Annotated in this window: 19 protein-coding genes and 2 pseudogenes; 4 read left to right on the top strand and 17 right to left on the bottom strand. The window is 68.1% G+C overall.

What is annotated here, in order from left to right; all coding sequences use genetic code 11:
• Nucleotides 1-169: 169 nt before the first annotated feature.
• Together OG798_RS08715 and OG798_RS08710 are read right to left on the bottom strand one after the other, a co-directional pair.
• Nucleotides 170-775 carry an IS110 family transposase gene (locus OG798_RS08715; protein WP_328756740.1) on the bottom strand — a complete coding sequence of 202 codons (606 nt, stop codon included), beginning with the start codon at nucleotides 773-775 and terminating at the stop codon, nucleotides 170-172.
• Between the two features lie 228 nt (nucleotides 776-1003).
• Entirely contained in the window at nucleotides 1004-1387 is a 384-nt protein-coding gene (locus OG798_RS08710; RefSeq protein WP_267060874.1) for a hypothetical protein, read from the bottom strand.
• A 383-nt stretch (nucleotides 1388-1770) separates the two neighbouring features.
• Between OG798_RS08710 and OG798_RS08705 the strand changes: the two genes are divergently transcribed.
• The gene (locus tag OG798_RS08705; protein WP_267060873.1) at nucleotides 1771-2370 is read left to right on the top strand and encodes a toll/interleukin-1 receptor domain-containing protein; all 600 of its coding nucleotides are present in this window, start codon (nucleotides 1771-1773) and stop codon (nucleotides 2368-2370) included.
• Between the two features lie 419 nt (nucleotides 2371-2789).
• Here the strand turns inward: OG798_RS08705 and OG798_RS08695 are convergent, their stop codons facing one another.
• Nucleotides 2790-3776 carry an aldo/keto reductase gene (locus OG798_RS08695; RefSeq protein ID WP_267060872.1) on the bottom strand — a complete coding sequence of 329 codons (987 nt, stop codon included), beginning with the start codon at nucleotides 3774-3776 and terminating at the stop codon, nucleotides 2790-2792.
• A 217-nt stretch (nucleotides 3777-3993) separates the two neighbouring features.
• Nucleotides 3994-4998 (bottom strand): NADP-dependent oxidoreductase, encoded by a 1005-nt coding sequence (locus tag OG798_RS08690; RefSeq protein ID WP_328756739.1) that lies wholly within the window; start codon nucleotides 4996-4998, stop codon nucleotides 3994-3996.
• Nucleotides 4999-5768: 770 nt separating this feature from the next.
• Between OG798_RS08690 and OG798_RS08685 the strand changes: the two genes are divergently transcribed.
• Entirely contained in the window at nucleotides 5769-6638 is an 870-nt protein-coding gene (locus OG798_RS08685; RefSeq protein ID WP_267063764.1) for a helix-turn-helix domain-containing protein, read from the top strand.
• A gap of 109 nt (nucleotides 6639-6747) precedes the next feature.
• Here OG798_RS08685 and OG798_RS08680 read toward each other — a convergent pair whose 3' ends face one another.
• The 7 genes and pseudogenes from OG798_RS08680 to OG798_RS08650 form a co-directional block, all read right to left on the bottom strand.
• Nucleotides 6748-7704 (bottom strand): amidohydrolase family protein, encoded by a 957-nt coding sequence (locus OG798_RS08680; protein WP_267060870.1) that lies wholly within the window; start codon nucleotides 7702-7704, stop codon nucleotides 6748-6750.
• A gap of 141 nt (nucleotides 7705-7845) precedes the next feature.
• Nucleotides 7846-9336, bottom strand: a pseudogene (locus OG798_RS08675) (Na+/H+ antiporter).
• 67 nt (nucleotides 9337-9403) lie between these two features.
• A pseudogene (locus tag OG798_RS08670) lies at nucleotides 9404-9717 on the bottom strand (DUF2255 family protein).
• Nucleotides 9718-10030: 313 nt separating this feature from the next.
• The gene (locus tag OG798_RS08665; RefSeq protein ID WP_267060868.1) at nucleotides 10031-10456 is read right to left on the bottom strand and encodes a nuclear transport factor 2 family protein; all 426 of its coding nucleotides are present in this window, start codon (nucleotides 10454-10456) and stop codon (nucleotides 10031-10033) included.
• 109 nt (nucleotides 10457-10565) lie between these two features.
• Nucleotides 10566-11582: a zinc-dependent alcohol dehydrogenase family protein gene (locus tag OG798_RS08660; RefSeq protein ID WP_267060867.1), complete on the bottom strand. Its 1017-nt coding sequence runs from the start codon at nucleotides 11580-11582 to the stop codon at nucleotides 10566-10568.
• A 36-nt stretch (nucleotides 11583-11618) separates the two neighbouring features.
• Entirely contained in the window at nucleotides 11619-12026 is a 408-nt protein-coding gene (locus OG798_RS08655; protein ID WP_328756738.1) for a (R)-mandelonitrile lyase, read from the bottom strand.
• Nucleotides 12027-12057: 31 nt separating this feature from the next.
• Nucleotides 12058-12390: a carboxymuconolactone decarboxylase family protein gene (locus OG798_RS08650; RefSeq protein WP_267060865.1), complete on the bottom strand. Its 333-nt coding sequence runs from the start codon at nucleotides 12388-12390 to the stop codon at nucleotides 12058-12060.
• Between the two features lie 273 nt (nucleotides 12391-12663).
• Here OG798_RS08650 and OG798_RS08645 point away from each other — a divergent pair, with 273 nt between their 5' ends.
• Nucleotides 12664-13533 carry a helix-turn-helix domain-containing protein gene (locus tag OG798_RS08645; RefSeq protein WP_328756737.1) on the top strand — a complete coding sequence of 290 codons (870 nt, stop codon included), beginning with the start codon at nucleotides 12664-12666 and terminating at the stop codon, nucleotides 13531-13533.
• A 149-nt stretch (nucleotides 13534-13682) separates the two neighbouring features.
• Here OG798_RS08645 and OG798_RS08640 read toward each other — a convergent pair whose 3' ends face one another.
• The 5 genes from OG798_RS08640 to OG798_RS08620 all read right to left on the bottom strand — a co-directional run bounded on the left by OG798_RS08640 (nucleotide 13683) and on the right by OG798_RS08620 (nucleotide 17533).
• A complete protein-coding gene (locus OG798_RS08640) occupies nucleotides 13683-14552 on the bottom strand; it encodes an MmyB family transcriptional regulator (protein WP_267060863.1) in 870 nt (289 codons plus the stop codon).
• A 190-nt stretch (nucleotides 14553-14742) separates the two neighbouring features.
• Complete coding sequence (locus OG798_RS08635) at nucleotides 14743-15441, bottom strand: type 1 glutamine amidotransferase domain-containing protein (protein WP_267060862.1); 699 nt, start codon at nucleotides 15439-15441, stop codon at nucleotides 14743-14745.
• A gap of 20 nt (nucleotides 15442-15461) precedes the next feature.
• Entirely contained in the window at nucleotides 15462-15854 is a 393-nt protein-coding gene (locus tag OG798_RS08630) for a nuclear transport factor 2 family protein (protein WP_266393536.1), read from the bottom strand.
• 238 nt (nucleotides 15855-16092) lie between these two features.
• Entirely contained in the window at nucleotides 16093-16758 is a 666-nt protein-coding gene (locus OG798_RS08625; RefSeq protein WP_267060860.1) for a TetR/AcrR family transcriptional regulator, read from the bottom strand.
• Nucleotides 16759-16774: 16 nt separating this feature from the next.
• On the bottom strand, nucleotides 16775-17533 hold the full coding sequence (locus OG798_RS08620; RefSeq protein WP_328756736.1) for an SDR family NAD(P)-dependent oxidoreductase: 759 nt from the start codon (nucleotides 17531-17533) through the stop codon (nucleotides 16775-16777).
• A 113-nt stretch (nucleotides 17534-17646) separates the two neighbouring features.
• Between OG798_RS08620 and OG798_RS08615 the strand changes: the two genes are divergently transcribed.
• A complete protein-coding gene (locus OG798_RS08615) occupies nucleotides 17647-18594 on the top strand; it encodes a quinone oxidoreductase family protein (protein ID WP_267060858.1) in 948 nt (315 codons plus the stop codon).
• Between the two features lie 476 nt (nucleotides 18595-19070).
• Here the strand turns inward: OG798_RS08615 and OG798_RS08610 are convergent, their stop codons facing one another.
• Nucleotides 19071-19526 (bottom strand): MarR family winged helix-turn-helix transcriptional regulator, encoded by a 456-nt coding sequence (locus tag OG798_RS08610; protein WP_116507027.1) that lies wholly within the window; start codon nucleotides 19524-19526, stop codon nucleotides 19071-19073.
• Nucleotides 19527-19575: the final 49 nt, after the last annotated feature.

Here is a 19575-nt window from a genome sequence, read left to right as displayed (position 1 = left end):
AGACACTTCTTGATGGTCGTCTCGAGCTGGGTATGGTGGCCTGCAGACTGCGCAGGAGCTGGACTTGTGCCGTGATGAGCGCGGTGAGGACGGGCGTGGGGAGGCTGACCGGGGCGACGGGAGCGGAGCGGAGCCGGGCCAGCAGTGCGGATGCCGGTTTGCCGCCGCGTTAGGCATGGCGCTTGCAGAAGGCGGCCATGCGGGCTTCGCCGAGTCGGGCGGCCGCCTGCGGGGTGGGGTAGTCGGTCAGGAAGTTCAGGGCGATGTCGGAGACGAGCGAGCAGAACAGGTTCCTGGGCCCAGGCCAGTGCTGTTCGAGCAGGGCGCCGAGCTGGTTGCCCGCGGCCGTGCGTGCGCGAACGTGGTCGTCGCGCAGGCGCACGAGGGCTTGGAGTTCTCGCAGGCCGCTGTCGACAGGCACGAGGCGGCGCAGGCGGTGGCCGTCGGTTCGCAGGTAGTCGGCGAGTTTGTAGCTGTCACCAGGATCGGACTTGGCGCCGGAGGCGCCCCATCGAGGCCGGGCGGCGTGGAAGGCGGTGGGGTGCACGGGGACGACCGGGTGTCCGGCCTCGAGCAAGCGGTCGACGACCAGCCCACTGGAACGTTCGATGATGACGGGCAGTTCGGCCGGGGTGCCGTGGCTGGCCAGCCGGGCCAAAGCAGTCTCAAAGTCGTCTTCGCTGTGCTGGAAGGCCCAATGGTCGATCACGATGCCGCGGTCGTCAATGACGGTCACGTCATGGCTGGCGCTGGCCCAGTCCCATCCGACGAACATCAATCCCAGCCCTTCTGTCGGAGTTGGCGGTTGACTCCGCAGGTGGCGAGACCCAGCTGCCGGTTCCTCATTGTTCGGCCCTCGGTCGGGCATGTCCTTGACGCCGGTCTGGGGCCCCGGTGTGTCAGGGGCGGCAAAACTCAAACTGGCCGTCGAGCGCGGCACGGCAACGAGGCCGTCCCCCAACACCCACCGAGGGAGTCACGACCCGTGGATTGGGCCGCACCATCAATACTTCCCCAATGAGTCCTTGACGTTCACGAGTCGTCGCACGCTTGCTTGTAGCCCCTGGGCCGGGAGACGGTCGTCCGGCCACAGTGTGGAGAAGTCCTCGAATTCGATCGTTCGTTTGAGGATCTCCCTGCGAACACCCAAGCCTGCGTCGCCCTGTTCATTGATCCGGCTGAGCACGGCACGAACGATCTTGTACTTGCTGACTGCTGACTTGTCCGCGGCGAGCTGGTGTCGATGGGGCGCGAGCAGGTCTTCGCTGACGCCAGCGCCCCGCAGGAATCCAAGGACCCCTTCTTTGCTCCGGTTGAGCCGGGGCACCAGTTCAATCAGCAGGTCCAAAAGCTCAGGCGGCCAGTGGTAGGCGTCGCTGTGGGCCACTCGTCATCTACACCTTCCGCGCGGGAGCAGCTCTCCGGGGTGGTCGATCTGGACGATGTCCGAACGGCGCAACGCTATGAACCTGATTGTGCAGCGGCTGCGGCTGCTTGAGACCGGGGTTCGCGGCATGAGGCTGGTGCGGAGATCTCTGATGGCGCCTCTCGGTACGCTGGAAGACTTCTTGGACCCACTGGCAGCTTCAGACTGGCCGAGCCGGGGGACTGGCCCTACTGCAGCGGTTGGCCTGCCGGGTGGTGTCCAACTCGCGTTCCTTCACGTCCCCGACGGTGAGGTCGACTGCGCGGGCAACGAGCCAGACGCGCGATCTCGTCAGTTTGACGATTTCCCCTATCTGGTGGAGCCCTCGGTGGGAGGCTGTGTTCATGCACGCCTTCATCTCTCACAACCACCGCGACAAGCCCCAAGTGACGCCACTTGCCGCCCGCTTGCGGCTGCTAGGCGTGGACGTCTGGCTCGATTCATGGAAGATCCGACCTGGGGATCGAATCCCCGGCAAGGTCAACGAGGCGCTGGGGCTCGTAGACACCGTCATGGTCTTCTGGTCCGCCAACTCTTCGAAGTCTCCTTGGGTGAACACAGAGTGGGAGGCCGCCCTCACACGGCGACTGCGGGATGACTCTTTCCGCGTCATCCCGGTTGTCCTCGACGACACCCCGCTTCCGCCGCTCCTTGAGCCGATCATGTGGGTTTCCGTGGTTGACGGTGATGTCGATCGAGCTGCTCGGGAACTCGTAGGTGTGGACTCCCAAGCAGAACTCGTGAAGACGATGCAGCGGACGGTTGAGGAGTCCGGACTGGAGTACAGGTACTTCCATGGGTTCGGCGTCATCGTTGGCTGTCCCCGGTGCGGAGCTCCAAGTTCGAAGTTGGAAGGCTGGAGCGCCGTTGATCACGTCCGAGACGACATGTACGCGGGAGTTCGTTGTACTGAATGTGGGTGGGACGAGGGCGGCGAAGTCTGACTACACCGCGCACACCGCACAGAGTTTCGTCGGGGCCAACGCGCCGTGGCATTGGCCCTCGTCATAGGGGCAGTCGTGACAGATGAGAGGGTCAGGCGGGTGAGTGAGACGCCAGTGAACACCCTGCAATACCGCTTTGACGGGCCAGAAGACGCTCCTGTCCTGATCTTGGGTCCCTCACTGGGTACCACATGGCACAGGTTGTAGAGACCGTCCAGCGGTGTCCTTCTGATCCAGGGCGGGCGCGTATTGCCAGGTCGGGGCCGCATGGTCCGGGAGAGTCCGCACAGTCGGTGAGACTTGCGTGCGAGCGCGTGCGACGGCCGTGCGACGACGAAGCCCCGCCGGCATGGTCCGACGGAGAGCTGTCTCGTCCCTGGTGAGGTGTGGACCGGTCCGCGGAATACCGCCGTCGTCTGTTACTTGTCGACCAGCGACATGTGGTGCTCGTTGTAACGGTCTCCCTGTACCCCGACCCGGCCGGCGAGTTGGTTGAGGTCCGCCAGTTCGTCGGGGGACAACGGCAGCTTGGTGGCGCCGGAGTTCTCGTCGATTCGCGCGATGTGTCGTGTGCCCGGAATCGGAACGATCCACGGATCCTGTGCGAGCAGCCAGGCGAGTGCGACCTGCCCGGGTGTGGCGCTCTTGGTTTGCGCGAGGGTGGTGATGTGTTCGACGAGAGCCTGGTTCGCCGCCCGGTTCTCGGCCGTGAATCGTGGAATGTTCGTGCGGACGTCACCGGTCACGAACGAGGTCGACGCGTCCACCGTGCCGGTCAGGAATCCCTTGCCGAGCGGGCTGAAGGGCACGAATCCGATCCCGAGCGCCGCGCACGTCGGCAGGACCTCCGGCTCGGGATCCCGGGTCCACAGCGAGTACTCGCTTTGCACCGCGGTCACGGGGTGGACCGAGTGTGCGCGGCGGATGGTCTCCGCACCGGCTTCCGAGAGCCCGAAGCAGCGGACCTTGCCCTCCTGCACGAGCTCACCCACCGTGCCGGCGACCTCCTCGATGGGCACCTCCGGATCAACGCGATGCTGGTAGAACAGGTCGAGCCTCTCGCCCCCGAGCCGTTTCAGGGAGGCCGCGGCGACGGCACGGATCTGCTCGGGCCGACTGTTGAGCCCGGCGGGGGCGCCGTTCTCGATGCGGAATCCGAACTTGGTGGCGATCACGACCTGGTCACGCACCGGAGCGAGGGCCTCGCCGACAAGCTCCTCGTTGACGTAAGGGCCGTACACCTCCGCGGTGTCGAAGAAGGTGATCCCGCGGTCGACGGCGCCACGGAGTACGGCGATCATGTCGCTCCGGTCACCGGGGTTCGGCCCGTAGCTCTGGGACATGCCCATGGCGCCGAGGCCGATGGCGGAGACCCGCAGGTCGCGCCCGAGCGTTCGCGTGTGCATTGTTTCTCCTTGTCGAGGCTGGCGCCGGCCGGCCGATGTCGAGCGCAGGACGGCCGGCCGCAGCGTCCTGCGTCCTTCCGGCGGCCCATGGAGCCCGGAGCGTGCGGTCGGTTCCCGGCGTCTCAGGTTCGCAACGGTGAATGAGTAAGGCCGATGGTGGAGGCGCAGTCGGTGTTCAGGGCTTCCAGGTGAGCGAAGTGGTGCCTGGTGAGCCGGGCTACCACGCTTCGTTGTCGAACACGAGGACGATTCGTTCGCGCAGGCCGCCCTGCTCGAGCCGGGCATGGGCCGCAACCGCGTCGTCCGCATCGAAGGACATTGCGGCGCGCAGTGTGATGGTGCCGTCTTCGACCTGGTCGCGCAGACGTACGATCGCGTCCCGGTCCGTCCGTCGTTCTCGCACGTTGAGGTGCTTGACCTTGATTCCGCGCCCTGGATCGCCGTCCCAAGAGCGCAGGATGCTGATCTGGCCGCCGTCACGCACGGCGGGGGCGATCTGCTCGTGCAGCAAGGCGGCATCAGCCACCGCGTCCACCGGAGTACCGAGCTCGTCGAGTACCCGGAGGGCGATGCCGGGGCCGCGCGGTATGAACGCGTGCGCGCCGAGTGAGCCCAGGAGGTCGGCATCTTCCTCTGCCGCGACGGCCACGACGCGAAGGCCCGCCGCGGCACCGAGTTCCACGAGGTATCCGCCGACCGATCCCGCAGCGCCTGTCACCAAGAGCGTGGCGCCTTCTGGCAGCCGAAATGCGTCGAGCACGTTGTGAGCGGTGAGCGCATTGTTGAGAAAACCGGCCGTCTCGGCGGCGGAGGCATTCGAGGGAGCGATGGCCACGGACCGCGCGGGTAGGGCGAGATATTCGCTGTAGCCGCCGTGACTTCCGGCGTTGTCGACGAATCCCACGACGTGTACGCCCGGCACCAGGCCCCAGCGAGGGTCTACATCGCTGCCCACATCTTCGACGGTACCTGTGACCTCCATCCCGGGGACGAAGGGCGGCGTGAGGCCCTTGTACATCTGCTCCAGCTGTCCGGACCTGACCATTGCGTCCACGGGATTAACTCCGGCGGCGTGAACACGGAGCCGCACCTCCTCGGCTCCAGGGTGCGAGTCGGGGAGTTCGAAAGATCGCAGCACTTCCGGTCCGCCGAACTCGCGCAGTCCAATGACTTTCATCCGGCCGTTTCCTAACTTCTCGCGATGTGATGTGGCGAGGCTCAATGGATTTCTCGCGCAGAGCCATCAGTTATCGTACCCAGGCACTCGATCCTGAAGGGGGGAAGGATTTTTCCCAGGATGAATCCTTCCCCTGCGCAGGGGTGGGTCGACCGTGCAGGCTCTATCTGCCTAGCAGCATCGTCCTTGGCAGGAATTCTCGCGTCCGGACGACTGTGCATGCATCGATCCGGTGACTGATAGGTCCCGGCAAAATAGATCCGTGGCCGCAATGCTCGCCTACAGTCATGCTCCGGCTGCGACCAAATTCCCATTCCACCTCTGTTCGGAGAATCCTGTTCATCGTCAACGCGTACGTCGCTACGTCCGCGTCCGAACCGCTCGCTCAGGCCACCGTCGTATGGGGGTGTCCGCGTACAGGAGTGTCGCGAGGCCGAGGACGACGTCTTGCACTGAGCATCTCCGCCCCCGCTCTGGAGCGGGCGGGCGAGCAGGGTGCCCAAAGCGTCGGCGGCCTGGGCGCCGCCGACCCGCCTGCGCGGTTCGGACACGCCGCTGGCGGTGCCGGGGCCGAAGTGTGCCGCTTTCCAGCACCACAGCCGTGGTCGGGGCATGACCAGCGAACCGGCCGCTGGGGCAACCGTTGGCCGCCCCCTACAAGGGAGAGCTTGAGCAGGGGGTGCTTGCGGGCCGCTCGGCGATGATGGGGGCGCCCCGTGCCCTTCGCGCGGCGTCTCGACCTCCAGGTGAGGACGAGGTTGGTGGTGAAGGGGCGTTTGGGGCGCGGGATCGCGGCAAGGTGCGAAGCTGTGGGTGTGCGACGCGATCCGAGCCTGGAGGAACTGGGCGCCTTCCTCAAGGCGCGCCGTGCCCAGCTGAGTCCCCACAAGGCCGGGCTGCCCGACAACGGTGAGCCCCGGCGTGTTCCCGGCCTGCGGCGTGAGGAAGTCGCTCAGATGGCCGCGATCAGCACCGACTACTACACCCGGCTCGAGCAGGGACGTGTCCAGGCGTCGGCTGCCGTACTCGACGTGCTCGCACAGGTGCTCCGCCTCGACGGCGATCACCGCGAGTACCTCCTGACCCTCGCAGGGAAGACGGCCTCGCCCCCTGCCAGCCGGAGCGTTCGCCAACGAGTCCAGCCGCAGATGCAGCACCTGCTCGACGACCTCTCCTTGACCGCGGGCTTCGTCATCGGGCGCAACACGGACCTGCTGGCGTGGAACGCCATGGCCGCCGCCCTGGTGATGGACTTCGGACATGTCCCGGAGGAACAGCGGAACTACGTGCGCCTGGTGTTCACCGAGCCCGCCATCCGCGTGCTCTACCGGGACTGGGAGGACATGGCTCGCCTGGCCCTGTCCCATCTGCGCATGGACAGCAGGCGGAACCCTGATGACCCTCGACTGACTGCCCTCGTCGAGGAGCTTTCCACGCTGGATGCGCATTTCCGCCTGTGGTGGACCTCGCACGATGTCGCCGTGCGGGCCGGCGGTACGAGGCTGCTCCGGCATCCCCTGGTCGGCGACCTGGCCCTCGAGCGGTCCACCTTCATGTGCGCCGAGGATCCCGAGCAGCAGCTCGTCGTGTGGACCGCGGAGCCGGGAAGCCCCGCTCACGAGGCTCTGCGCTCTTTGGCGTCCACGATCGAGAGGGAGTCTGAGGGAGTGGACAGCGCCGTGTGACGCCTTCGCCGAGCAGGCACATCGGACCTGGGCCCTGGAGACGAGGTTCGCCGCCGGACCGGCGGCGCAGGCTTCATGACCGCGTCGGCACGTGGCTCGCCGTGGTTCATCACGAGGCGCTCTGGAAGACACGCTTGGCGTTGGCCGTCGTGAGCGACCGCCACGTGGCGCCTTTCGCCGGCGGCTCGGCGGCGTCGATCGCCGCGATGTGCGCGTCGGCCAGCGGGGACGGCGTCCAGCAGTAGTCACTGCCGAAGAGCACGCGGTCCGGGTCGACGAGCTTCAACAGCGCCGGCACGAGGCGTGGGAAAGCGGTGCCCGCCATGTCGTAGTACAGACCGCGCAGTTGCTGTACCGCGTCCAACCGGGGCGGCTGCTGCGACTGCAGAAACAGGCTCATGAACTCGTTGATGCGATCAGCGAGGACGGGCACCGCACCGCCGCAATGCGGGACGATCACTTTGATGTTCGGGTGACGTGCCAGGACGCCCGCCATCACCATGTCGGTGACGGTACGGGCCGTGTCGAAGATGTACTCGACCATCGGCCGCGGTCTGCCGAGTGCGGACTGTTCCCAGCACACCGGTGAGGTGGGGTGCAGGAAGACGACGGCCTGGCGGCGGTCGAGTTCGGCGAAGACCGGCTCCAGGCGCTGGTCGCCCAAGTACACCCCGTGCGTGTGGGTCAGCAGGGCCACGCCGTCGGCGTCGAGTCCGTCGAAGGCGAAGGCGATCTCCTCCAAGGATCCGTCCACGTCGGGAAGGGGCAGCGAGGCGAAGGTGCCGAAGCGACCCGGGTGGCCCCGGGCCAGTTCGGCGGTGTACTCGTTGACGCGGCGGGCGAGGAGGCGGGCCGCCTTGTCGTCGCCGAAGTGCACGCCGGGTGAGGACATGGACAGCATCGCGGTCTCGATGCAGTTGCGGTCCATCAGGTCCAGGTGGGCTTGCACGGACCATGACGGCCAGCCGCCCATGCCGTCGGGGTGGCCGTGGCCGGCTGCCGTCGCCTGCTGGACGTAGAAGTCGGGGAGGAGATGGGCGTGGACGTCGACGAGGCCGGTGGACATGACGGGAGGTCCCTTCTGGTGTGTGGTGTCGTCGAGGCCGGCTCGGCTCACTCCACCTGCTCGCGTCCGGCCAGCCGCACCTCTTCGTAGTCCAGGGCGGTCTGGAGGCGGCGCAGCACGGTGTCGTCGATCCGCTGTTCGTCACGCACGGACGACGGTTGCGCGCTTGTGGGCGACGAGGGCGAGGCGGAGGTCGGTGTAGTGGCGGTCGTGGAGCAGAGCGGGATCCTCGTCGGTGCCGGCGCCTTCGGCCCGTACGGTCGCCAGGTGGGCTTCGTACTCCCGGCGCAGCCACTCCGTGACCTTGGGAGCGGTGCCCAGTTCGGCGGCGAGTTCCGGGAGCGACTTGACGGCTTCCTCGGTCGCCGTGGTCTCGGCGAGGATCTGTTCCTCGTCGACGGAGGTGTCGCGGGGCAGCCGGGCCCAGCGCACCACGCCCGGCAGCAGCAGTCCCTGCACGACGAGGGTCACCACGATGACGCCGGAGGTGACGAAGACGATGAAGGCGCGGTCGGGGAAGGGTGCGCCCGAGTCGACGGTCTCCGGTACGGAGAGCGCCACGGCCAGCGACACCGCGCCCCGGAAGCCGGCGAAGCCGCTGACGGTGCGTGCCCGGTGACTGATTCTCCGCAGCCGCTGCTGTGGACGTCGGTCGATCAGGCGGATCAGGTAGGCGGAGGAGAACAGGAACGCGAACCGGACGAGGACCAGCACCAGGCTGACCACACCGACGGCGATCAGCGCATCCCGCAGATCTGCGCGGCTCAAGTGGCGGAACGCGTATTGGAGTTCCACTCCGACGAGGACGAACAGGGCGCCGTTGATGATGAAGGTCGCCAGCGGCCAGAACGCCAGTGCCTGGCGTCGGTGCTCGGCCCGGATCAGGCTCGGAGCCACCTGGGCCATGATCAGTCCGCTCACGACGACAGCGAGGACACCCGAGGCGTGGATCAGTTCGGCGATCAGATAGGCCGTGAACGGTGCCAGGATCATGACGAGATTGCCCAGCAGGGGATCAGCCAGGCGGCGCCGGAGGTTCATGTTGACCCAGGCGACCCCCACCCCGACCGCGGCCCCACCGCCGTACGCCAGCAGGAACAGCGCTCCGACGTGCGCAAGGGTGAGGTGCTCCTCGCCGACGGTGATGCCGACCGCCAGACCGTAGATGACCAGCGCCGTGCCGTCGTTGACGAGGCTCTCCGCCCGGAGCACGGTGACCTCACGGCGCGGCAGGGAACCGGCCAGCGCGCCGACCGCGGTCGCGTCGGTGGGCGCCACGGCCGCGCCCAGAACCCACGCCGGTCCCTACGGCAGTCCGAGCGCGTGCCCGGCGGCCGCGACGGCCCACGCGGTGAGGATCACCAGGACCGTGCTGAGCAGGACGATGCCGCGCAGGTTCGAACGGATCTCCCGCATGGACGTGGTCAGGCTCTCCCAGTACAGCAGCACGGGGAGGAAGAGCAATAGCACGACTTCGGGCGGGAGTTGGGTTTGGCGGACGGCCGGCACGAGCCCGATGAGGGCGCCCACGATCAGTAGGACGACGGGCGGCGCGACACCGAAGCGCTGCCCCAGGGCATTGCCCAGCAGCACGGCCGCGCCCAGGACGACGACGAGTTCAAGACCGAGCATGGCGCTTACTCCAGTGCTGGACCAGCTGTTCGTGGGGGCTCAGCGGCTTCCGCGGGGATCGTTCTGCTCATCGGGGGATCAGCCGTAGCGTCGTGGAGCGTGCGGCGACCATGGGGTCGACGTAGGCGCCGCCGAAGCGGCCGTACTTGGTGCGGTACGCCGTGTCGATACGGTCGTTGATCTCGTCGTCCTGCACTCCACGAAGGTGACGTCCTTGTCGACTCCGCCGGAGCGGATGTGCCCCTCGTGGCTCGCACGGGCCGTACGCCACCAGCCGCCATCCGCGCCTCGGAAGGAGCGGACGCAAAGGTCGTCACCGTCGCGGACGACCCAGATCGGCACCGGCCTCGCCAGAGTGCCGTTGCGCCTGAGCGGTGCCATCTCCAACTCGTCAGCGGTGGCGATGCGGTTGAGGTCATCGCTCGTCCATGCCGTCATGGGTGTGTCTCCGATCTCCTTGATCCGGTGAGTACGCGAGGAAGCTCGTCAGGGTCGTAGGGCCGGCCTCGGGGAGAGAATCGCCGCAACACCGACGAAGGCCATGACCGCGGTGATGGCCAGGCTTTCGCGCAGGCTGTGCGGGATGTCGCCATGGGCTGCCAGCAGGGCGCCGAACGGACATGCGGGGGCTCCTGAGACCGAGGAAGGCGTACGCACCGATGTGTTGCTTTCGAGGGGTTCGGAAGACCTGCGGTCAGGCGGGACCTGGGGTGAGAGGCGCACCGAGGTAGCTACGGGTGATGCCGAGCGAGTCCTCGAAGTCGCGGTAGTCGGTGATCAGGCCGTCGGCGATGGTGAAGCGCAGGATCATCTCGCTTTCGAGCACCTGCCCCGAGGGATGGAACCGGGAGGCGTACCGGCCCGGTACCAGCACCTGTCCGTCGGTCTCCACCAAGGAGCGCAGCTCACATGCGAGCGGCTCGACGGCCGCGAAGAACGCGGCGAGAGACTGCCGGATCTCCTCCGGCCCGCTGCGGCGCCCAGCCCATGGCGTCAGGGCCGGATCACCGGGGATCGTCCAGGTGGCATCGGGAGCGAAGTGGGGGAGGATCCGTTCCATGTCGCGCGTATCGAGCGCCTTGAAGTACGCCTCGACGGTGGCGATCGCCTCGCTGGTCATGGCGGTCGGTCCGTTTCTGCTGGGCTGCGGTGGGCGGGCGCTCACCGCTCGGTGGTGGCGGCGGTGGTGGGCACGGCTCATCCCGCACCCACCACCGCCGGGCTTCATGTCACGGACGCAGCAGCGCCTTGATGGCGCGGCGCTCGTCCATGGCCTTGTAGCCTTCGGCGACCTCGTCCAGGGGCAGGGTGAGGTCGAAGACCTTGCCCGGGTTGATACGGCCGCTGACGACGCGGTCGATCAGGTCGGGAAGGTAGGCGCGCACGGGCGCAGGGCCGCCGCGTAGACCGACGTGGGAGAAGAAGAGTTCCTGGCCGTCGATCTGCACGCCGTGAGGCATGCCGACGAAGCCGACGTTGCCACCCGGGCGTGCGGACTGCAGGGCCTGGTGCATCGACTCCTGGGTGCCGACGCACTCCAGGACCGAGTCGGCGCCTATGCCGTTCGTCAGCTCCTTGACGCGGGCGACGCCCTCCTCGCCGCGCTCGGTGACGATGTCGGTGGCACCGAACTCCAGGGCCAGCTTCTGCCGGGATGCGTGCCGGCTCATGGCGATGATGCGTTCGGCGCCCAGTTCCTTCGCCGCGATGACCCCGCACAGGCCCACCGCACCGTCACCCACGACCACGGCCGTCGAACCCGGCTCGACCTCGGCCGCCTTGGCGGCGTACCAGCCGGTGCCCATGACGTCGGAGAGGGTCAGCAGATTCGGGACCAGCTCTGAGGTCGGCTGCTCCGGGGTGGCGACGAGGGTGCCGTCGGCGAGGGGGATGCGGACGTATTCGGCCTGGCAGCCGTTGGGGAAGTCACGGTGCTGGCAGGAGGTGTGGTAGCCGGCCCGGCAGACCGGGCAGGTGTTGTCGGAGGCGATGAAGGAGCCGATGACGAACTGGCCGGGCCTGACATTGGATACGTCGCTGCCGACCTCCTCGACGATGCCGACGTACTCGTGGCCGATCGGCTGCGGCTCGGTGACGGGGTTGATGCCCCGATAGCTCCACAGGTCGGAGCCGCACACGCAGGTGGCGACGGTACGGATGACGGCGTCCGTCGGTGCGACGATGTTCGGTTCGGGGACGTTCTCCACCCGGATGTCACCAGGCGCGTGGATGATGGTGGCTCGCATGATGCTCTCTCAGGTCGCGTCGGATCTGGCGTGGTGTCAGGGGTGGGTACGGGCGTTGGCGCGCGGTCCGTTGTACTCGTCGACCGAGACGTGCTCGAGCCAGGTGGCGTCGTCCGTCTCCCACAGGGCGAGGTGGGTCATGAACTGGTCGGGCGCGGCACCGTGCCAGTGCTGCTCACCCGGAGGCGTGTGGATGACGTCTCCCGGGTGGGCCTCGATGATGTTGCCGCCACGGGACTGCACCAGCGCGATGCCCTCGACGATGTAGAGGGTCTGGCCCAGGCCGTGGGAGTGCCAGGCGGTGCGGGCGCCAGGAGTGAAACGGACCATGTTGGCCCGCATCCGAGAGGGCTCCTCGCCACGGTGGATCACGTCGGCGTAGGCGTCGCCGGTGAACCATTCGGCAGGCAGCTTCATGGTCGGAGGCTGCTTCAGCAGTTCCATGGTGTGTCTTTCCCTTGATGGGGGCGGTACCTCAGCCCGACTGCTCCGACTTCTCCACGATCGCCTTGAGCTGGGTCACCGCGGTCATCGCGTTGGGCCATCCGGCGTAGAAGGCCAGATGGGTGAGGGCCTCTACCAGTTCGTCCTTGGTCACGCCGTTCTCCAGCGCCTTGCCGAGGTGGAAGCCGAGCTGGTCGTTGCGGTACAAGGCGGCCAGAGTGGTGACGGTGACCAGGCTGCGGTCTCGAGGGGACAGGCCCGGTCGCTCCCAGATGTCACCGAACAGGACCGTGTCGGTCACCTCGGCAAGCTTCGGGGCGAATTCCTGGATCGCCGGCGGAGCGAACTTCTTCCGCTCGGTCATGGGGTGGTGCTCCTCGCGTGTTCAGGGATTAGGGTGGCCAGGCCTATGGCCGGGAGCTGTCTCATATTCGCAAACCAATTCCGAACTCAGCGTTTGACAGCCTGCCTTTTCGGTTGAAGGCTTTCCGCGGGCCGACCGTGCTCGCCGACCCCGGCTTCGACCCTGCCACCATCGCGTGAGCCCGCAATGGGGAGAATTCCACCCCGGGCAAGGCTTATCCAGGGAAGAATCCTTCCCCCCTCGTCAGGACGGAGCGGTGCGAGACTGGTCGGCATGACCAGCGACGCGCATGTGAACGAGCTGGGAGCATTTCTCAAGGAGCGGCGGGCCGAGTTGAGTCCGCGCACCGTCGGTCTGCCCGACACTGGTGGCCCGCGACGTGTGCCCGGCCTGCGCAGGGAGGAGGTCGCCCTGCTCGCGGCCGTCAGCTCCGACTACTACACACGGCTGGAGCAGGGGCGTATCCAGCCCTCTGCGCCGGTGCTGGCGGCTCTCGTCAGGGTCCTGCACCTGAACAACGACCAGCGGGACCACCTCTTCGAGCTGGCCGGTCGCCAGGCGGCTTGCCCGCGCCGTCAGGCCGCACAGAAGGTGCAACCGCAGCTGCGTCGCCTGCTCGACGATCTCACCGCGACCCCCAGCGTGGTGATCGGTCGCCGCATGGACATCCTGGCCTGGAACTCTCTGGCGGCCGCTCTCTTCACTGACTTTCATCGCGTCCCGGAGAAACGGCGCAACTACGTCCGGCTGCTCTTCACCGAGCCCGCCTTCCGCGATCTCTACGTCGACTGGAGTACGGTCGCCCGGAGCTGCGTCGCGCAACTGCGCCTGCTGGCCGCCCGGTGCCCCGGGGAACCCGGATTGACGGCGCTCGTCGGCGAGTTGTCGGTGGCGGACGCCGACTTCCGGCAGTGGTGGGCAGGCCGCCACCTGGCCGGCCCGCGGGTGGGCGCCAAGAAGCTGCGCCACCCGGTCGTCGGCGACCTCACGCTCGACTGGGACAGCCTGACCTGCTTGGCCGACCCCACGCAGCAGTTGGTGATCCTGACCGCGGAGCCCGGGACGCGGTCCCATGACGGACTGCGCCTCCTGGCGTCATGGACTGCCGATCCGTACGAGCCAGAACGGGATGTGACAGCTTGAGTGGCACTCAGAAGGTCAGGACGAGCCGGCCTCGCACCCCGCCGGGCCGCCGGCACCTGATGGGCCTCGGCGGCCCGTTCCGCCGGAAACGTCTTCGCGGCCCGGAGGCGTGATCCGGCCCTCCTCCACCTGCTGCGGGAGCCGAGGGCTCACCCGAAGGAGCCGGATGCCGTCCGCTTCTGGTCCGCTGCCCAGGATGCCAGCAGACGCAACCCGTCGTGCGAAGGGGAACCGGGTGCTGCGGTCCACACGATGATGTGCTGCTCGGGATCCGTGGCACAGGTGAGCGTGTCCCAGTCGAGCGTCAGCTCCCCGACCACCGGGTGACGAAGCTTCTTGGTGCCCTTGCCCCGCGTGGCGACGTCGTGCTCGGTCCACCACTGTCGGAACTGCGCGTCGCGGGCAGAGAGCTCCTCGACCAGATCGGTGAGGCGCTGGTCGCCGGGGTAGCGCGCACTCTGCATGCGCAGCTGGGCGATGGCCAGACGGGTGACCTCTTCCCAGTCCGCGTACAGCTCGCGCATCCAGGGTTCGGCGAACAGCAGCTGGACGAACACGCGCTCCTGCTCCGGGTAGCGCCCGAAATCGGTCCACAGGGCGGCGGCGAGCTGGTTCCAGGCCAGGATGTCGGTCCGCCGACCGATCACGAACGCCGGAGTGGCGGTGAGATCGTCCAGCATGCGCCGTAGTTGGGTGTCCACCTGCTGGCGCTCGCCTGCCCTGGGCGTGCGCACCGTCTCCTTCGCCGCGAGCTCGAACATGTAGGTGCGCTGGTCCTCGTTGAGGCGGAGCACTTGGGCGATCTCGTTCAGCAGGGGACCCGACGCCTGGAGACGGCCCTGCTCGATCCGCGCGTAGTACTCGGTGCTGATCGCGGCCAGAAGGGCCACTTCCTCGCGGCGCAGACCGCGCACACGCCGCCGTTGGCCGCCGCGCAGCCCGACCTCCTCGGGGCTGAGCTCGGCACGGCGGGCCTTGAGGAACTCTCCCAGCTCGTTCAGGTGCGGTTTGCGGTTCATCACCTCCAGCGTCGCACAGAGGTCAGGCGTTGTGAGGGGGAAGGATTCTTCCTACGTTGCGTTCGACCAGCGTGGGAAAATCATGCGTTTCGACGTTTGTGTCCGCATGTGACGAGTCTCGGCGGCCAGGTCGCGCCTGGTGAGCGCGACCTGGCCGCCGAGTGAGCGCACCGCTGGGACGTCTGGGACGTCAGCCCAGTGCCTTGAGCAGCTCCTGGGCCAGTGCAACCGCCGAGCCAGGGTTCTGGCCGGTGAACAGGGCGCGGTCGACCTCGACGTGCGGGGTGAACGGCTCGGCCTCGCGGTAGTCCGCCTTGAGCTCGCCGACGAGGCGGTCCTGCAGCAGCCACTTCGCGCGGTCCGCGAGACCGTTCTGCTTTTCCTCAGCGTTGGAGAGGCCGGTCAGGCGGTAGCCGGTGAACGGGGACGTCCCGTCCGCACCGATGGTGGCCAGGAGCGCCGCGGGGCCGTGGCACACCAGAGACACCGGCTTGCCCGAGGCGAGCCATTCGGTGAGCAGCTTGCCGGACGCGGCGTCGTCGGGCAGGTCCTCCATCGGGCCCCAGCCGCCGGGGTAGAACACGGCGACGTAGTCGTCGATGTTCACGTCCTCGATGCGCATCGGATGCGCCAGTTCGGTGGCCTCGCGCAGCGCGGTCCGCATGCGCTCGGCGCCTTCCTCGCCGCCGTTGAACTCCGGGCTGAGGCTGAGCGCGTCCGCCGTGGGCGGCACGCCTGCCGGCGTGGCGGCGGCGATCTCGTACCCGGCCTCCTTGAAGACCTGGTACGGGCCGAGCGCTTCTTCGGCCCAGAAGCCGGCGGGTTGCCGGGTTCCGTCGGCCAGCGTCCAGTGGTCGGACGCGGTGATCACGAAGAGGATCTTCGCCATGGGGGTCTCCCGGTGCTGGGTCAGCCCTTGAGGGCTTCCTGAAGGACGTGGCTGTCGGCGGCCTGCTGCATCCGTACGGCCTTGCCGTCGCGGATGGTCCACAGGTGGATGAAGCGGACGTCGGCCTTGTTCCCGGTCTTCGTCTCGGCGTGGTAATGCCCGTACACGAAGACGTGTCCTTGGTCGTCCGCGTAGAACTCCTCGGGCACCGCGCCGAAGGACTCGTAATTCGGCATCATCCCGCCGAAGAAGTCCCTCGCCGCACTGTCCCAGCCGTGGTACACGCCGCTGTTCGGAAAGCCCGGGGTGATGTCCCAGACGAGGTTCGGTGCCATGATCTCGGCGGTTGCTTCCGGGGACATTCCGGATTCGTAGAGCCGGCGGATGAGGGCGATGTTCGGGGAGTCGGACATAGTTCTCTCCTTGCGGAGGCGCATCAGATGGAGGCCCGGAAACGGCACATGGTCGCGCGGCCTGTCGCATGTCGTGCTCGCCGCGTGATGAAGCATTGCATCGGAAGGACGCGGTGTGAGGGGGAAGAAATTTTCCCCGGCACGCAATGCACCGGAGATCCGGTTGATCCCTCAGCGAGAAGGGAAAACGGCGAAGCAAAAGCACGGGGCGCTGCATTCAATTATGGGAGCGCAGGGCTCAGCCCTCGGCGGCGTTCCACAGCTCGCTGAGTTCTGCCCAGTCCGGAGCCGGGCTCTGCAACGTGGTGGGCCCGTCGGTGGTCGACGTGCGCAGTCCGGCGAGGATCAGGTCCAGGTACCGCAGGTGGAGCGTGGTGGCGCGTTCGTCGGTGACGGGGATCCGCGCGGTGAGGTGTTCGAGCAGCAAGGGGATGTCGGCGGAAGTGAAGTCGGCGCGCAGTACGCCCGCGCGGTGCGCGCCGTCCACCAGGTCATCGAGGGCGGCCCGGAGCCGGCTGGAGGCGGCCACGATCTCACCGGTGGCCGGCAGTCGGCCGCCCACCAGCGGGAGCAGCGGACCGACTGCACCCTGGGCCGAGAGCGCGTTCCGCAGGAAGCGGGCGAAGGCCGCCCAAGGGTCCGGCTCCTCGGCGAGGGCTGTGCGGGCCTGGGCGATGAGCTGTTCCATCCCCATGACGCGCATCCGCTGGGCCAGCAGCTCCTTGCTGGGATAGCGGCGGTAGAGGCTGCCCATGCCGATGCCGGCCCGGCGGGCGATCTCCGAGACGGGGGCGTCCCAGCCGAGCTCGGCGAAGACTTCGCGCGCAGCCTGCATGAGGCGGGCGTCGTTGCGGTCCGCCTCCCGCCGGCGGCCGCGCGGTCTGCCGGTCTGCGTGTCACCCATGGACAGGTATTTTTCCCTACCGGCGTGCCACGCCGTACCCACCGTCGACGGTGAGCACCTCGCCGGTGACGAAGCCGGCTTGCTCACCGACGAGCATCGCGATCGCCCGGGCCACGTCCTCCGGCTCCGCGACCCGCCCCAGGGGGGTGTTCGCAGCCAGTCGCTGTTGGAATTCCTGCGGCATACGCGTGCTGCTCTCGGTGCGGACGTAGCCGGGTGCCACGACGTTGACGGTGATGCCCAGCGGGCCTGCCTCGTGGGCGACGAAGCGGGCGAAGGTGTTCAGGGCGGCCTTGGCGGTGCCGTGGGCGGCCATGCCCGGGGCGGGCGGACCGTCGGCCACGGCGCTGGAGACATACACGATCCGGCCCTGCCCCTGGGTGCCCATCAGCCCCAGTGCCCCCTGGGTGAGCGTGTAGACGGATGCCAGCTCGTCCGTCACCTTCGTCCTGAAGTCGTCCCAGGCGAGGGCTTGAACCGGGGTGGGAATGAAGCGGGCACCGGCGTTGCAGACAAGAACGTCCAAGCGCCCGTCGACCGCGGAGCGCTCCAGCAGTTCGGCAGCCTGGGTGGGGTCGTACACGTCGGCCTGTACGGCGAAGGCTTCCCCGCCGTCGGCCTCGATGAGCTTGACCACCTGGTCGGCGGACTCGCGGCGGGAGAAGTAGTTGACGGCTACGCGGTAGCCGCGAGCCGCCAGTTCCCGTGACGTGGCAGCGCCGATTCCCCGGCTGCCGCCGGTCACCAGGGCCGTGGGTTTGGTCATGGCGTTCATGTGTCCTCCCGCGTCGGTTGATCGGCTGCCCAACTTATCGGAGCGGAGCGCTCCGCTCAAAAAAGTCACCGCAATGGGGAATCGGGCCTTCCGGCACCGCGTTCTCTCCTGACATGAGCGAAGTAGTAGTAGCGCGTGCTTACGGTGGTCCCGAGGTGCTGTCGGTGATCGATGTCGCCGTAGCGGAGCCCGGGCCGGGTCAGGTGCGCATCGAGGTCCGCGCCGTCGGCGTCAACCCCTTCGACCACAAGATGTACAGCGGCGCCTTCGGAACCGATCAGGCGAACCTGCCGATGCGGCTCGGCGCCGAAGCGGCCGGTGTGGTGACCGCTGTCGGTGCCGACGCGACCGGCCCCGCCGGTCCGATCCAGATCGGCGACGAGGTGATCGCGTACCGAGCGCCCGGCGCGTACGCCGCCGAACTCATAGTCCCGGCCTCGTCGGTGGTGCCCAAGCCCGCCGCTCTCTCCTGGGAGCAGGCCGGAGGACTGATGGTCACGGGCGTCACCGCTGTGCACGTTCTCGAAGCGATCGGCCTACGCGAGAACGACTCGGTGCTGGTCCACGGCGCGGCGGGTGGCGTCGGCCTGATGGCCGTGCAACTGGCCGTCGAGCGCGGAGCCAGGGTGCTGGGAACGGCGAGCCCCGCCAAGCACGACGTACTGCGCGACCTGGGGGCGATTCCGATCGCGTACGGGCCGGGTCTGGCGGACCGGGTGCGCGCGGCAGCACCGCAGGGAGTCCAGGCGGCTGCCGACCTGGTGGGCACCGACGAGGCGGTGGACGTCTCGGTGGAGCTGGTGGCGGACCGGTCCCGCATCGCGACCGTCGCAGCGTTCGAACGCGGGGCCCGAGCCGGCATTAGGCTCCTGGGCGGCGGGCCCGGCGCGGACCCCGGCACGGAAGTCCGCGCCGCTGCGCGCCTGCAGCTCACCGAAGCCGCGGGCGCCGGGCGACTGCGCGTCCTGATCGCCGCCAGCCATCCGTTGCGCGAAGCCGCCGCCGCGCATCGGCAGATCATGACCGGGCATACGACGGGGAAGATCGTCCTCGTCCCGTGACCGGGCCCCTGACTGCACCGGCAACTTCGTTCGGATGGCCGTGGCCGGCCGACGCACGAGTCCTGACGCTGGTGTGCCCGTGACGGCATGACGCAGTGAGAAGAGAGAAGGGAGCGTCCGAGGCGGAAGCGGAGGGCGAAGAAGCTCTGCCCCGTTGCTCGCGGTGGTGGGGACCGCTGGAAGCTGCGGCACCCACCTGCTTCAGGCGGCAGGGCGCCGTTCAGGATCCCTGCCGCCCTGCACGGACCGACCGTGCATGGACGAGATCGCCGTGCCGATGTCGACCTTGAGGTGAGGGCGGTGGACTGGTCCTCGAGCGAGTGGTCGCTGCTTTCGCTGCGGGCCGACCGGTGCCGCGGTCGGCTGGAACCCCGCTGGCGGCGGCATACGATGCGCCGAGACCGCCGGGGGAGCGGGCGGCGTGCGCCGCGCCTGGGCCACCGACGCGCCATCCTGTCCTTGACCGGCCGACGAGCTCAGGCGTTGCGCACCGTCTTGCTCACCTGGTCGAGCAGCGTCCGTAGCTGCGCGCTCTGGTCCGGTCCCAGGCCCTCGGTGATGTGACGCTCTACGTCGGCGATCACCTGGTCGGCCGCGCGCAGCGCCTCCCGCCCGGCGTCGGTGAGGTGCAGTTCCTGCACGTGCCGGTGGCGCGGGTGCTCGCGCCTCTCCAATTGGCCGCGGCCCTCCAGGCGTGCCACGAGGGAGGCGACGGCCTGAGGGGTGACGTTGAGGCGGCGGGCCAACTCGGCGCCGGCCAGCCCTGGTTCGCTGTGCACCGACATCAGCAGGGTGTAGTGCGCGGCTGCCATGCCCAGCGGACGTAGCCGCTGTTCCTTGAGCGTCTGCACCGCCAGTTCCGCGCGGCGCAATGCCCAGGTCACCCGGTCAAGCGCGCCGAGCCCCACAGGCTCCTCGTCATCACGTATCACCTGTCAAGGATACGACACTTCATAACCATCAAGCGTTTGACACTAAGCT

Origin of the sequence: Streptomyces sp. NBC_00271 (genome assembly GCF_036178845.1) — a bacterium.
In the GTDB taxonomy this organism is placed as follows: domain Bacteria; phylum Actinomycetota; class Actinomycetes; order Streptomycetales; family Streptomycetaceae; genus Streptomyces.
This window is presented reverse-complemented; position numbering and strand designations above follow the sequence as displayed.